We start from the raw sequence: 13,478 nt of genomic DNA, 5'->3' as shown, positions 1-13,478 counted from the left end.
TGCAGCCGGTGCGTTTTCGTATTTTACAGGCCGGTACTGTCTGTGGTATAATCATCTTTCAGACAGACAACAAGGAGGGACGTGTATGCGCATTCTGGTCGTGGAAGATGAACAGGACCTCAACCGCATTCTCGCCAAAACACTCACTGCCGAGGGCTACAGCGTCGACGCCTGCTTTGACGGCGTGGAGGCGCTGGACTATCTGGAGGGCGCGGAGTACGATGCCATCGTGCTCGATGTGATGATGCCGCGCATGGACGGCTTTTCGCTCCTGGCGCAGATGCGCGAGAGCGGCAACGAGACGCCGGTCATTTTCCTCACGGCGAAAGACAGCGTGCCCGACCGCGTGCGCGGGCTCGACGCCGGGGCGGATGACTATCTTGTCAAGCCGTTTTCGTTCGATGAGCTGCTGGCCCGGCTGCGCGTCGTCATGCGCAAGCGCGGCGGCAGCGCCACGAATGTCTTTACCGTCGCCGACCTCACGGTCGACACCGCCTCGCACCATGTCACGCGCGGCGGCCGCACGATCGCGCTCTCGGCCAAGGAGTTTGCCCTGCTCGAATATATGATCCGCAACCGCGGCGTCGTGCTCTCGCGCGAACGGATCGAAAACCATCTCTGGAACTATGACTACAGCGGCGGCTCGAACGTTGTGGACGTGTACATGAGCTACCTGCGCCGGAAGATCGACGCGGACTATTCCACCAAGCTCATCCACACCGTCTGGGGCGTTGGCTGGGTCCTGCGGGAGGAAACATGAAACGTCCGTCACTAAAGCTGCGCATCACCGGCTGGTTCGCGCTCATGATGTTTGTCATCGAGGCGCTGGTGCTCGCGTTCCTGCTCGCCGTCAACGGCACGGTCGCCACGAACGACCCCGAGGCGCGCCTCGTGCGCATGGTCGAGCACAACGCCAACCGCGTCAAGTACAATAACCGCCAGTTCCGCTTCAGCCGCATCCATTATAACCGCAGCGGCGTTTACACCGTGCTCTATGACGCGGACGGCAACGTCCTGCAGGGCACGTTCCCGGCGGAGTTCACGCCCGCGCAGCCGCTGCCGCTCGACGGGGAGAGCGTGCGCCTGGTCGACTGCGGGGACAATGCATATTACGTCTATGATGTGCACGTGGACATGATGGTCGGCAGCGTCTGGCTGCGCGGCGTCATCGACGCGGATGCCAACGGCGGCGTCATGCGCGTCATTCTGCCGCTGGCGTGGTCGCTGCTGCCGGTGCTGCTCGTGCTGTCGGTCATCGGCGGCTATTTCATCGCCAGCCGCGCCCTGCGCCCCGTGCGCCAGCTCACGGCCACGGCCAACGCCATCTCCGACGGGCAGGACCTCAAGGCGCGCATCGGTCTGCCGCACACGAGCGGCAGCGACGAGATCTATCAGCTCTCGGCGTCGTTTGACAACATGTTCGACCGGCTTGAGCGCTCGTTCGAGGCCGAGCAGCGCTTCACGTCCGATGCCTCGCACGAGCTGCGCACGCCGACGACCGTCATCCTCGCCGCCTGCGAGGACGCACGCAAAAATGCGCAGACGCCCGCGGATTATCAGGCGGCGCTCGATGTCATCGACCGGCAGGCGCACAAGATGTCGGCGCTCATCCGCAGCATGCTCGAGATCACGCGGCTCGATCAGGGCACGCAGAAGGTCAACTGGGAGTATGCCGACCTCTCCGATCTCGTCACCGTCATCTGCGACGAGCAGGCCATGGTCGCGCGCCGCGGCATCCGCATCAGCTGCGCGGCCGAGCCGGGCATCTTCATCGACATGGACGTCTTTCTCATCTCGCGCGTCGTGCAGAACCTGCTTGATAACGCCTTCAAGTTCGGCGTGGACGGCGGCTGGATCCATGTCGCGCTCCGGCGCACGGCTGCCGGGGCCGAGCTGACCGTGCAGGACAACGGCATCGGTATCTCACAGGAAAATCTGGATAAAATATGGCAGAGGTTCTATCAGGCCGACCCCAGCCGGCAGGAAAACGCCGGTCTGGGCCTGGGCCTGTCGATGGTGCAGCAGATCGTCACGCTCCACGGCGGCACGGTCGCCGTCACGAGCGCGCCGGGCCACGGCACGACGTTCACGGTCACGCTGCCCGAACACCACGGAAAAGAGGAAAGCTGATATGAAAAAAACCGTTTTGCGTGCCTATGCCCGCCTGATCGCGGAGGTCGGCGCGCGTGTGCAGAAAGGGCAGGACGTCGTCATCGAGGCCGAGCTCGACCAGCCGGAGTTCGTGACCATGGTCGCCGATGCGTGCTATCACGCCGGGGCGCGCAAGGTCACGGTCATGTGGAAGCACCAGGCGCTCGAAAAGCTCGCCATCCGGCGCGAGAGTGTCAAAACGCTCCAGACCGTCGAGGCTTGGGAGCGCGCGAAGCTCCAGCACTATGTCGATACGCTCCCGTGCCGTATCTACCTGCTCAGCGAAGATCCGGACGGCCTGCGCGGTGTCAGCCCCGCGAAGATGGCCCGCGCCCGACAGGGGCGCTATGGTGTCATCAAGCCCTACCGCGACCAGATGGAGGGCCGCTACCAGTGGTGCATCGCGGCCGTGCCCGGCGTGGCGTGGGCGAAAAAGGTGTTCCCCAACGAGACGAAGGCCCGCGCCGTCGAAAAGCTCTGGGAGGCAATTTTGCACACCTGCCGCGTGGACGACGACCCTATCGCCGCGTGGAACGCGCACAATGCCGACCTGCAAGCGCGCTGCGACCACCTCAACAGCCTCGGCATCGCGTCGCTGGAGTACCATGCATCCAACGGCACGAACCTCACCGTCGGCATGATCCCCGAGGCGCAGTTTTGCGGCGGCGGGGAGTACACGATCGGCGGCAGCTATTTTAACCCCAACCTGCCCACGGAGGAGTGCTTCATCTCGCCCAAGCGCGGCGAGGCAGAGGGCATCGTCTATTCGTCGAAGCCGCTGTCGTACCAGGGCCAGCTCATCGAGGATTTCTCCATCCGCTTCGAGCACGGCCGCGCCGTCGAGGCGCACGCGCGCACGAACGAGGCCCTGCTGCAAAAGCTCATCGCCATGGACGAAGGCTCTGCCTACCTTGGCGAGTGCGCGCTCGTGCCGTATGACAGCCCCATCAACCAGACGGGCATCCTGTTTTACAATACGCTGTTTGATGAAAACGCCTGCTGCCACCTCGCGCTCGGCATGGGCTTCATCGACACCATCCGCGACTACCCGAACCGCACGCTCGAGGAGATGCGCGCGCTCGGCGTGAACGACTCCATGATCCACGAGGATTTCATGATCGGCACGCCGGATCTGGCCATTACGGCGCACTGCCGCGACGGCCGCACCGTCCCCGTGTTCCGGGACGGGACATGGGCTTTTTGACCGAAACCCCATTTTTTCGTCGAAATACCGCGAAATGTGGTGCGCTCCGATTCTGGAGCGCACCATTTTTCTTTGAAAGTGGGGAATTTGAGAAGGAAACCGTTGCATTTTCGCGGCGCGTGTGGTAAGATACGCCTGCACGGAAAATCTTACCGCTTACTTGCACCCGACAGGAGGTGACCGGCATGAAGCGAGCCCTTTTGTGCACCCTGATCGCGGCGGCGCTGCTGCTCAGCGCCTGCACGCGCGCATCGGAGAGCACCGTGCGCGCGCCGGATGCCGGCGCACCGCTGACGCTGTGCCTCGGTGCCGGGCCGGCAGCGCTCGACCCCGCGCGCACGGAAAACGGCGTCGGCGCGACGTATGTCGTCAATCTCTTTGCCGGCCTGACCGGCTACCGCGCCGGCGGCGACGGCAAGGCCGAGCTCACGCCCGAGCTGTGCGCGGCCCTGCCCGAGCCGGAGTCCCTGCCCGACGGGCGCGTGCAGTATGTGTTCACCCTGCGCGACGGGCTCACGTGGTCGGACGGCACGCCGCTCACGGCGGCGGACTTCGTCTATGCGTGGACCCGGGCGAGCACGCTCAGTGACGCGGCGGCGCCGTATCTCTTCGCCTGCATCGACGGCTACGGCACCGGGCGGCTGAACGTCACGGCGTCGGCCGACGGGCGCACGCTCACCGTTGTGCTCGCGGAGGCCATGCCCACGTTTTTGCAGCTGTGCGCCCAGCCGGCGTATGCACCCGTGCCCTCCGGCGCGGCGGACACCACGAGCTGGACGGCAGACGGCGCGGCCTTTGTCACCAGCGGGCCGTACACGGTCACCGCGTGGACGACCGAGGGCCTCACCTACACGAAAAATACCGCCTATTGGGACGCGGACAACGTCGCGGCCGAGACGGTGCGCTTCGTCTTTCAGAGCGACGCCAACGCTGCGGCGTCCGCCTTCCTCGCGCGCGAATACGCGCTCAGCTGGCCCGTACCGGATGACGCGCTCGACGACCTGCGTGCAAATCACGCGCCCGAGCTGCGCACCGTCAGCCAGCTCGGCACGTACAGCCTCTGCTTTTCCATGAGCGACCCGGCGCTGAGCGCCTTCTCGCAGACGGAGCGCGCGCAGATCCGCACTGCGCTCGCCCTGCTCATCGACCGCAGCTATCTGTGCAGCGAGATCACGCCCGGCGCACAGCAGAGCGCGAACGCGCCCATCCCGTCCGGCGTCTCGGACGCCGACGGCAGCGCCTTCATCGCGCACAACGGCGCGGACGGCAAGGGCGGCGGTTATTACGGCAGCGATCACGAGGCCAACTGCAAGCAGGCCATCGCGCTCCTGCGGCAGGCGGCGGAGTCGTCCGGCCGGTTCACGGTCAGCACGCAGGGCGTGTGCGCCGGCTTCCCGGAGCTGACGTACCTGACGTCCGACGCGGCAGGCCACGTCGCCATCGCGGACTATCTCACGGAGCTCTACGGCCGCTACGGTATTTCGCTCGCGGTCACGGCGCAGGACATGGACACCTTCCTCGCCAGCCGCGCCGCCGGAGGCTATTCGATCACGCGCTGCAGCTTCAGCGCCGATGTGGACGATCCCATGCCGTTTCTCTCCCTCTGGGCGAGCGGCGCGGGCAGCAACTGCGTCGCCCTCGGCCGCGGCGCGCACGCGGACTATGCGGGCTACAGCGTCACGCTCGACGGCCGCACGCGCGACAACTGCACCTGGGCCGAGTCGTATGACGCGCTGCTCTACCGCATCCAGAGCAGCGGCGACACGGCCGAGCGCTATTCGCTCATGCACCAGGCCGAGACGCTGCTCATGCAGACGGGCGCTGTCTGCCCGCTCTACTGGTACACGGACACCTACCTGTGCAACACGCACGTGCAGGGCCTGCTGTCCGGCCCGCTCGGCGCGCAGTACCTGATGGGCGCGCAGGTGGAAAAGTGAATAGAAATGTGAATGCAAAAAGCAGCCCCATCGCCGTTTCCGGCGGTGGGGCTGTTGCAATATGAAATATCACAGGAACACGAAAAACAGCATCACGATCAGGTACGCGAACGCGAGCGTCATCGGCGCGAGCGCGAGCACGGCGGTCAGCCGCCAGTCATCTGCGCTCTCCACGACCGTGCCCTCATACACCGGCTCGCGCGTTCCGGCGAGCGTGCCGTGCAGGTAGCTGCGGTAGAGCTTCAGAAACTGCTTGCCGTCGCGGCGGCCGATGCTGTAGGATGCCTGCTCCGGCGAGCGGGGCTGCAGGGCGTGGTGTGTGCGCATCCGATGTTCCTCCTCATGCACCTCAAAAGGTGTCGAATCTTTCACAATGCTATTATACGCATCCGGGCGCTGCGCGTCAACCGGGTAAGTTTTCCGGTGCGGCGGTCTCGGGCACGTGCGTCGTGTCGGGCGACGGCTCCGGCGTGATCTCTGGGGTGGGTTCCGGCTCCGGCGTCGGCGGCGGGGGCAGAATGATCTGCGGCGGGTTCACGCTCGCGGGCGTCGGCGTGGGGGCCACGGTCTGCACCGGCGTGGACGCCGGGGCAGGGTGCTTGCGCGGGATGCTGCCGACCGCGAGCCACAGCGCCGCGATCACGGCGGCGAGCACGGCCAGCACGACGGCCACGGTCAGGATAATCTCGCGCCGGCGCGCGTGCGCGTGCTTTTTGCGCTGGGTCTCCTGCTCGGCGATCCGTGCGGCCGGCACTTCAAACCGCCGCGTCTGCGACAGTTCCTCGGCCGGCGGCTGGGGCAGGGGCACGGCCGTCTCCGCGTCGAGCGCCGTGATCTCGATGAGCACGAGCGTGATGTTGTCGCCTGGCCCGGCCGCGAGCGCCTGCACCATGAGCGCCTGCCCCAGCTCCGGCAGCGGCAGGTCGGCGCCGAGCGCTGTCTGCAGCTGGCTGTCGCTGAGCTTGCCGGTCAGCCCGTCGGTGCACAGCAGCAGCCGGTCGCCCACGGCGAGCGGCACGCTGGCCGCGAAATACGGCATGAGCCGCTGGCGCACGCCCAGCATGCCCAGATACTGCGTGAGCACGTGCCTGTCCGGGTTGTCGGCCGCGTCGGCGGCGGCAGCGCCGGCGTCGAGCTGCTCCTGATACTTGGTGTGGTCGCGCGAGATGCGCTGCAGCGCGCCGCCGCGCTGCAGGTAGATGCGGCTGTCGCCGACATTGCAGCAGTAGGCGCGGTTGCCGGTCAGGTGTACGGTCGCGGCGGTCGAGCCGCCGATCTGGCCGCTGGCCGCGATCATGTCGCACACGGCGACATTTGCCCGGCGGAAGAAATCGAGCGCGTCAAACGGCTCGTCGCTGCTGCACTGGTGCAGCGTCTGCGCGCACAGCAGCGCCGCCTGCTCGCCGTTGGCCTCGCCGCCCATGCCGTCGAACACGCCGTAGATCAGCCGCTGGCTCTCCTGCTCGGCGGCCACCTCGGCTACGGGGATGGCGGGGTCGCGCTTGAACGTGCCGTTGCAGTAGTAGTTATCCTCATTGTTGTCCCGGCCGGAGCCGATGTTTGTCTGCGCGTAACACAGCGCCCGCATCGCGCGTCCCTCCCTTGCTGCGTGTTTTCTGCTGCTATCGTACCGTTCGGCGGCCGGTTTGTCAACGTGCTGTCGGGCGGGATGCGGAAAAAATCTCGCCAAAAACTGCCGCCGTGGGGATTCCATCGGCGGCGGTTTTGTGCTATGCTGGTCAAAAAGAGCGCCGCCGTGTGTCCGGCGGCGATGGGGGAACGGATATGAACGAACGATTGGCCGCGGCGCTCGAGCAGCTGCCCTTCTGGCCGAACCTGACCGAGCCGCAGCGCGAGCTTGCGCGGCGCGGCGCGCGCCTGGCGCAGTATGACCGCGGCGCGCTCGTGCACGGGTGCGACGGGCAGTGCCTCGGCATGATCCGGGTGCAGAGCGGCCGCTTGCGCGCATGCATGCTCTCGGACGACGGGCGCGAGATCACGCTCTACCGCCTCACGGACGGGGACGCCTGCGTGCTGGCGGCGGCGTGCGTCATCCGGCAGATCACGTTCGAGGTGCAGCTCGTGGCCGATGCGCCGACGGAGCTGCTCATCCTCGGCGCGCACGTGTTCCAGCAGCTTGCGGCGGAGAACATCCATGTCGAGTGCTGCATGTACCGCCTTGCGACCGAGCGCTTTTCCGATGTCATGTGGGCGATGCAGCAGCTGCTGTTCACGAGCTTTGACAAGCGCCTCGCACAGTATCTCTGGGACGAGTCCGACCACGCCCGCGCGCCCGTGCGCGCCACGCACGAGCAGATCGCGCGCGACACCGGCGCCGTGCGCGAGACCGTCACGCGCATGCTGCGCCACTTCGCCGACGACGGCATCGTCTCGCTCGGCCGCGGCACGGTCACGGTCGCGGACGCCGAAAAACTGCGCCGCCTCGCCGGAATGTGACTTTGCCACAGAACGCGGGTGGAAAATCTGTTAAAATCAGCACATACGAATACAGACGACAATTCCAGAAAGGAAGATCATCATGATTACACTGACGAAAGAAAACTTTGCGCAGGAGGTCCTGCAGTCCGACAAGCCCGTGCTCGTGGATTTCTGGGCGACATGGTGCGGCCCGTGCCGCATGATGGCCCCCGTGGTCGAGGAGCTCGATGCCGAGCACCCGGAATACAAGTTCGGCAAGGTCAACGTGGACGAGCAGCCGGAGCTCGCGGGCCAGTTCCGCATCATGAGCATCCCGACGCTGATGGTGTTCCGCGGCGGCCAGGCCGCGGCTGTGAAGGTCGGCGTGACGCCGAAGGAAGAACTGCTCAAACTCCTCGGCTGAGACCGGGGGAATTGTGGATAAGAAGGAGGAGACCAATATGCATTGCACTGTGAAAATGACCGAGGATCTGTATTGGGTCGGCGCATCCGACCGCCGTCTGGCCCTGTTTGAGAGCGTGTACCCCATCCCGCGCGGCGTGTCGTACAACGCCTACGTCTTGCTCGACGAAAAGACCGTCCTGCTCGACACGGTGGACCAGTCCGTCGCCGGTCAATTCTTTGAAAACCTCGCCCATGTCCTTGGCGGCCGCCCGCTGGACTACATCGTCGTGCACCACATGGAGCCCGACCACGCCAAGACGCTCGAGGAGACCGTGCGCCGCTACCCCGAGGCGAAGATCATCTGCAACGCGAAGATCCGCGACATGATCCGCAACTACTTCACCTTTGACATTGACGCCCGCGCCATCCTCGTGGCCGAGGGCGATACCTACTGCTTCGGCAAGCACACGTTTGCCTATGTCATGGCGCCGATGGTCCACTGGCCGGAGGTCATGGTCAGCTTCGACACCACGACCGGCACGCTCTTCTCCGCCGATGCCTTCGGCACGTTCGGCGCGCTCAATGGCAATCTCTATGCCGATGAGTACGACTTCGAGCACGACTGGCTGCCCGATGCCCGCCGCTACTATACGAACATCGTCGGCAAGTACGGCACGCAGGTGCAGGCCCTGCTCAAGAAGACCGCCACGCTCGACATCCGCATGATCTGCCCCCTGCACGGCCCGGTCTGGCGCAAGAACATCGGCTGGTTCGTCGATAAGTACAGCAAGTGGAGCTCCTACACGCCCGAGCAGGAGGGCAGCGTGCTCATCGCTTACTCCTCCGTCTACGGCCACACGGAAAACGCGGCGCAGGTGCTCGCCACCATGCTCGCTGAGCGCGGCGTGCGCAACATCGCCATGTACGACGTCTCCGTCACGCACCCGAGCTATGTCGTGGCCGAGGCCTTCCGCTGCAGCCACCTCGTGTTCGCGTCCACGACGTACAACGCCGGCATCTTCTGCAACATGGAGACGGCGCTGCTCGACATCGCTGCGCACAACCTCCAGAACCGCACCATTGCCCTGATCGAAAACGGCTCCTGGGCGCCGACGGCCGGCAAGCTCATGCGCGGCATCCTCTCCAAGCTCAAGAACGTGAACATCCTCAACGAGACGCTCACCATCAAATCTTCGCTCAAGGACGACCAGCTCGCCGCGCTCGCCGAGATCGCGGACGCGCTCGTGGCCTCCATGCCGAAGCCGCGCCCGATCGTCAACGAGGGCAAGCAGAACCCCGCCGCGCTCTTCAAGTTCCAGTACGGCCTGTTCGCGCTCTCCGCCCGCGAAGGGGACAAGGACAACGCCTGCGTCATCAACACCGCCATCCAGATGGCCAACAAGCCCGAGCGCATCTCCATCTCGGTCATCAAGGCCAACTACACCTGCGGCATGATCGAGCGCACCGGTGTGTTCAACCTCTCGCTGCTGACGAAGGAAGTGCCGTTTGCCTTCTTCCAGCACTTCGGCTTCCAGTCCGGCGCGGATGTGGACAAGTTCGCAGACTGGACCGACTGCGCCCGCAGTGACAACGGCCTGTATTACATCAACCGCTATACGAACGCCATGTTCTCCTGCCGCGTCGTCGAGAGCTACGACCAGGGCAGCCACCGGCTCTTCATCGCCGAGATCACGGAGTCCAAGCTCTTCAGCAACGACGAGACCGTGACCTATGACTATTACCGCAGCCACATCAAGCCCGCGCCGCCGAAGCTCGCCCCTGCCGAGAAGGCGACCTGGGTCTGCTCCGTGTGCGGCTACGTGTACGAGGGCGAGACGCTCCCGGCCGATTTCATCTGCCCGCTGTGCAAGCACCCGGCGTCCGACTTCGTCAAGCACGAGGCCAAGCCTGCGGAAAAGCGCGTCGGCTTCGTCTGCACCGTCTGCGGCTACGTGTATGAGGGTGCGGATATGCCGGACGACTTTGTCTGCCCGCTGTGCCACCACCCGAAGTCCGATTTCAAACCGCTCGCGTAAGATATCCTGATAGAGAAAATGCCCCGCCGCAGGTTTCTGCGGCGGGGCATTGTATGTTTCCGTTATTTCGGCAGCACGCGCAGCCAGTTGTCGGCGAAGAGATCCTGCAGCAGCGCGGCGTCATAGCCGCAGGCTTTGATGGCCGCATAGAGCTTTGGGTAGTCCTGCACGCCGGTGATGCCGCCGCCGAGCGTGTCGCACCCGTCGAGGTCGCCGCCGAGCGCGAGCGTCCTGTCGCCGCCGAGGTCGAGCAGGTGCTCGACATGGCGCACGACGGCGTCCATGCCCTCGCCGCCGAGAAAGTCCGTGTAGAGGTTCAGCCCGACCACGCCGCCGCTGTCGCGGATGGCGCGAAAGAGGTCGTCCGAGAGGTTGCGCGTGTGCGCGCACACGGCGCGGCTGTTTGCGTGCGAGGCGATCACCGGGCCGAGCCCGAGGCGCACCACGTCCCACGCCGCCGCCTCCGACAGGTGCGACACGTCCGGCAGCATCCGATGCGCATACAGCGCGCGCACAAAGTCGCGCCCCTGCGCCGTGAGCCCCTGCGCCTGCGCGTCGCAGTGCGAGCCTGCGAGGGCGTTTGCGTGGTTCCACGTCAGCGTCACGTATACGCACTCCCACGCCGCCGCGTCGTCCAGCCGCCGCGGGTCGCACTCCAGCAGCTCCGCGCCCTCGATGCCGAGCAGCGCGGCCGTTTTCCCGGCGGCCCAGGCGGCGCGCACGTCCCGCGCCGTGCGGCAGCGGCGCACGAGATCGGCATTGCGTGCGCATTCCCGCTCCAGCAGCGCGTGCTGCTGCTGCGCGACGGTGTAGAGCGGGGCACTTGTTTTGCTGCTGTCGGCAAACACGGCGAAGATCTGCGCGTGCTGCCCGAGGGCCGCGCAGCGCGCAAGATCGACGTGGCCGCCGTTTTGCCGCAGCCTCTCGCCGGTGGTCATGCAGCGCGCGAGCGTGTCGCAGTGGCCGTCAAAGCAGCGCATCACGCATCCTCCCGCCGCGTCACGGCCTCGAGATAGTCGTAGTACGGCAGCAGGAAGCCGAACCCGCGCACGAGCGCGTCTGTCAGCGCGGGGGAGAAGAGCAGGTCGTCGTGTTCGCGCACGCACGAGAGGTCGAGCACGCGCTTATTGTACCACGGGCGCAGCAGCGCGCCGGGGTCGCCCTTCGCGCGGGCGTAGTCCTGCCCGGTGAGCACGAAGGTATCCTGCGCGTTCAGGCGCTCGGCCAGTGCCGTCAGCGGCAGGGGATCGGCGTCGATCGCGCGGCGGAAGCACGCCATCGTGTTCGCCTTCGCCCAGTAAAAGCCCATGCCGTAGCTGTAGTTGTGCGGCGTGATCTCGAAATAAAACGCCGGGATCTCCGGCCCGCGGCTGCTGTCGCACCGCAGCGTGAACCAGAGGTTCTCCTTATACGGCCCATTGCCGTGCAGCCGCCGCGCGTCGCGGTAGATGCGCGCCACGTGCAGATACCACTTCCGGTCGGGGTACGCCTGCTCGAGCGCCGCCGTCACGTCCGCAGCCAGCGCCTTCATGGGCCGGTCGAGCGTGTCGAGAAATACCTGCTTGTGCTCCAGAAACCACGGGCGCTCGTTGTGAAAGCGCAGCTCCCAGAGAAAGTCGATCGTTGCGTCGGAAAAGCCTGTGAACATGTGTGTTTCGCTCCTTGTCTCCGCGTGGAAAGTATCCCTATCTTACGCCGAAATATCCGCCCGCGCAAGAGGCTGCACCGTGGAGAAAACCCTGTATTTTTCAGGGTTTTTGTCACATTGCTGAATTATGGTTGCATTTTTGACAAATCTTTTGTATACTATCTATCGCGCGGCTGCTTTGCCGCGGGGAAAATGAAAAATTGCAGAGGAGACAAATCATGATTGACAAAATTGACAGTGTGGTCAATGCGATCGGCGGCTTTTTATATCAGCCGTACATCGTGCCGCTGTTTCTGATCGTCGCGGGCCTGTATTTCACGATCCGCACCGGTCTGATCCAGTTCCGCCTGTTTGGCGAGTCCATCCACGTCGTCGCGGAAAAGCCGAAGGAGAAGGGCAGCATTTCCTCGTTCGGCGCGCTCATGGTGTCCACGGCGTCGCGCGTCGGCACCGGCAATATCGTCGGCGTGTCCACGGCCATCTGCCTCGGCGGCTTCGGCGCCGTGTTCTGGATGTGGGTCGTGGCGCTGCTCGGCGGGGCGAGCGCCTTCATCGAGTCCGCGCTTGCGCAGGTCTATAAGAAAAAGGACGGCAAGGGCGGCTGCGTCGGCGGCCCGTCGTATTACATGGAGCAGGCGCTGCACCAGCGCTGGCTCGGCGTCATTTTTGCCGTCGTGCTCATCCTGACCTATGTGGTCGGCTACAACATGCTCGCGTCCTACAATCTGCAGGACGCCTTCGCTGGCTTTGGCTTCTACGCCAAGGGCCGCACGCCGTACATCATCGGCGCGATCCTGGCGGTGCTGTTCGCCGCGTGCGTGCTCGGCGGCGGCAAGCGCCTGACCAATATCACGGGCGTGCTCGTGCCGGTCATGGGCGTGCTGTACATCCTCGTGTCGCTCGTCGTCATTTTCATGAACATCAAGATCTTCCCGAGCGTCATCGCCAACATCTTCCGCGATGCGTTCAATTTCAAGGCGGCGTTCAGCGGCTTTGCTGGTTCGTGCATCATGTGGGGCATCAAGCGCGGCCTGTACTCCAATGAGGCCGGCATGGGCTCGGCGCCGAACGCGGCCGCCACGGCCGACGTCTCGCACCCGGCCAAGCAGGGCCTCGTGCAGATGCTGTCCGTGTTCATCGACACGCTGCTCATCTGCTCGGCCACGGCGTTCATGTGCCTGTGCTCCGGCGTTGAGCCGACCAAGGAAGCGGCCGGCGCGGCCTATGTGCAGGCGTCCATGCAGCAGGCGCTCGGCAGCTTCGGCCCCATCTTCATCGCCGTGTCCATGAGCCTGTTCGCGTTCACGACGCTCATCGGCAACTACTATTACTGCGAGGGCTGCCTGAAGTATATCCTTCGGCGCGACCCGAGCAAGGCGGGCATGACGGTGTTCCGTCTGGCTGCGACGGCGCTCGTGTTCGTCGGCGCCATCGTCAGCGCCGGCCTCGCGTGGGATACGGCCGACATGCTCCAGGGCACGATGGTCATCATCAACATCCCGGTCATCCTCATCCTCAGCAACAAGGGTCTGGCCGTGCTCAAGGACTACATGCGCCAGCGCAAGGAGGGCAAGAACCCCGAGTTCCACGCCGCCGACATCGGCATCACCGGTACGGACTACTGGAACTGAGCCTTCCGAAAACAGAACAGAACAGAAAAACACCGGCCGTTTCGGCCG

General features: G+C 65.0%; 12 protein-coding genes and 1 pseudogene. 9 read left to right on the top strand and 4 right to left on the bottom strand.

Annotated features, from left to right (window positions below):
• The first annotated feature begins 85 nt into the window (after positions 1–85).
• The 4 genes from OGM61_11210 (at position 86) to OGM61_11195 (ending at position 5,292) form a co-directional block, all read left to right on the top strand.
• Positions 86–760, top strand: a complete 675-nt coding sequence (locus OGM61_11210) for a response regulator transcription factor (GenBank protein UYI84395.1) — start codon at positions 86–88, stop codon at positions 758–760.
• Entirely contained in the window at positions 757–2,130 is a 1,374-nt protein-coding gene (locus tag OGM61_11205; GenBank protein UYI84394.1) for a HAMP domain-containing histidine kinase, read from the top strand. Before OGM61_11210 ends, OGM61_11205 begins: the two co-directional genes overlap by 4 nt.
• A gap of 1 nt (position 2,131) precedes the next feature.
• Positions 2,132–3,355, top strand: a complete 1,224-nt coding sequence (locus OGM61_11200; GenBank protein ID UYI84393.1) for an aminopeptidase — start codon at positions 2,132–2,134, stop codon at positions 3,353–3,355.
• Positions 3,356–3,540: 185 nt separating this feature from the next.
• Positions 3,541–5,292, top strand: coding sequence for a peptide ABC transporter substrate-binding protein (locus OGM61_11195; protein ID UYI84392.1), 1,752 nt, complete (start codon positions 3,541–3,543; stop codon positions 5,290–5,292).
• 69 nt (positions 5,293–5,361) lie between these two features.
• Here the strand turns inward: OGM61_11195 and OGM61_11190 are convergent, their stop codons facing one another.
• Entirely contained in the window at positions 5,362–5,619 is a 258-nt protein-coding gene (locus OGM61_11190; GenBank protein ID UYI84391.1) for a hypothetical protein, read from the bottom strand.
• A 76-nt stretch (positions 5,620–5,695) separates the two neighbouring features.
• On the bottom strand, positions 5,696–6,880 hold the full coding sequence (locus OGM61_11185; GenBank protein UYI84390.1) for a serine/threonine-protein phosphatase: 1,185 nt from the start codon (positions 6,878–6,880) through the stop codon (positions 5,696–5,698).
• Positions 6,881–7,077: 197 nt separating this feature from the next.
• Here OGM61_11185 and OGM61_11180 point away from each other — a divergent pair, with 197 nt between their 5' ends.
• The 4 genes and pseudogenes from OGM61_11180 (at position 7,078) to OGM61_11165 (ending at position 10,151) form a co-directional block, all read left to right on the top strand.
• Positions 7,078–7,749, top strand: coding sequence for a Crp/Fnr family transcriptional regulator (locus OGM61_11180; protein ID UYI84389.1), 672 nt, complete (start codon positions 7,078–7,080; stop codon positions 7,747–7,749).
• Positions 7,750–7,825: 76 nt separating this feature from the next.
• Entirely contained in the window at positions 7,826–8,134 is a 309-nt protein-coding gene (trxA, locus tag OGM61_11175; GenBank protein UYI85597.1) for a thioredoxin, read from the top strand.
• Between the two features lie 37 nt (positions 8,135–8,171).
• Positions 8,172–9,371, top strand: a pseudogene (locus OGM61_11170) (FprA family A-type flavoprotein).
• A 135-nt stretch (positions 9,372–9,506) separates the two neighbouring features.
• The gene (locus OGM61_11165) at positions 9,507–10,151 is read left to right on the top strand and encodes a flavin reductase (GenBank protein ID UYI85596.1); all 645 of its coding nucleotides are present in this window, start codon (positions 9,507–9,509) and stop codon (positions 10,149–10,151) included.
• A gap of 62 nt (positions 10,152–10,213) precedes the next feature.
• Here the strand turns inward: OGM61_11165 and OGM61_11160 are convergent, their stop codons facing one another.
• Together OGM61_11160 and OGM61_11155 are read right to left on the bottom strand one after the other, a co-directional pair.
• The gene (locus OGM61_11160; protein UYI84388.1) at positions 10,214–11,131 is read right to left on the bottom strand and encodes a membrane dipeptidase; all 918 of its coding nucleotides are present in this window, start codon (positions 11,129–11,131) and stop codon (positions 10,214–10,216) included.
• Positions 11,131–11,799 (bottom strand): DUF2461 domain-containing protein, encoded by a 669-nt coding sequence (locus tag OGM61_11155; protein UYI84387.1) that lies wholly within the window; start codon positions 11,797–11,799, stop codon positions 11,131–11,133. Before OGM61_11155 ends, OGM61_11160 begins: the two co-directional genes overlap by 1 nt.
• Before the next feature lie 218 nt (positions 11,800–12,017).
• Between OGM61_11155 and OGM61_11150 the strand changes: the two genes are divergently transcribed.
• Positions 12,018–13,430, top strand: coding sequence for an alanine:cation symporter family protein (locus OGM61_11150; GenBank protein ID UYI84386.1), 1,413 nt, complete (start codon positions 12,018–12,020; stop codon positions 13,428–13,430).
• Positions 13,431–13,478: the final 48 nt, after the last annotated feature.

It is taken from the genome of Clostridiales bacterium (assembly GCA_025757645.1).
GTDB lineage: Bacteria > Bacillota > Clostridia > Oscillospirales > Oscillospiraceae > CAG-103.
This window is presented reverse-complemented; position numbering and strand designations above follow the sequence as displayed.

Excerpts from the sequence above, each read along its gene's own strand:
- OGM61_11210 (UYI84395.1), top strand. The coding sequence starts at position 86 with ATGCGCATTCTGGTCGTGGAAGATGAACAGGACCTCAACCGCATTCTC.
- OGM61_11205 (UYI84394.1), top strand. The coding sequence starts at position 757 with ATGAAACGTCCGTCACTAAAGCTGCGCATCACCGGCTGGTTCGCGCTC.
- OGM61_11200 (UYI84393.1), top strand. The coding sequence starts at position 2,132 with ATGAAAAAAACCGTTTTGCGTGCCTATGCCCGCCTGATCGCGGAGGTC.
- OGM61_11195 (UYI84392.1), top strand. The coding sequence starts at position 3,541 with ATGAAGCGAGCCCTTTTGTGCACCCTGATCGCGGCGGCGCTGCTGCTC.
- OGM61_11190 (UYI84391.1), bottom strand. The coding sequence starts at position 5,619 with ATGCGCACACACCACGCCCTGCAGCCCCGCTCGCCGGAGCAGGCATCC.
- OGM61_11185 (UYI84390.1), bottom strand. The coding sequence starts at position 6,880 with ATGCGGGCGCTGTGTTACGCGCAGACAAACATCGGCTCCGGCCGGGAC.
- OGM61_11180 (UYI84389.1), top strand. The coding sequence starts at position 7,078 with ATGAACGAACGATTGGCCGCGGCGCTCGAGCAGCTGCCCTTCTGGCCG.
- OGM61_11165 (UYI85596.1), top strand. The coding sequence starts at position 9,507 with ATGGCCAACAAGCCCGAGCGCATCTCCATCTCGGTCATCAAGGCCAAC.
- OGM61_11160 (UYI84388.1), bottom strand. The coding sequence starts at position 11,131 with ATGCGCTGCTTTGACGGCCACTGCGACACGCTCGCGCGCTGCATGACC.
- OGM61_11155 (UYI84387.1), bottom strand. The coding sequence starts at position 11,799 with ATGTTCACAGGCTTTTCCGACGCAACGATCGACTTTCTCTGGGAGCTG.
- OGM61_11150 (UYI84386.1), top strand. The coding sequence starts at position 12,018 with ATGATTGACAAAATTGACAGTGTGGTCAATGCGATCGGCGGCTTTTTA.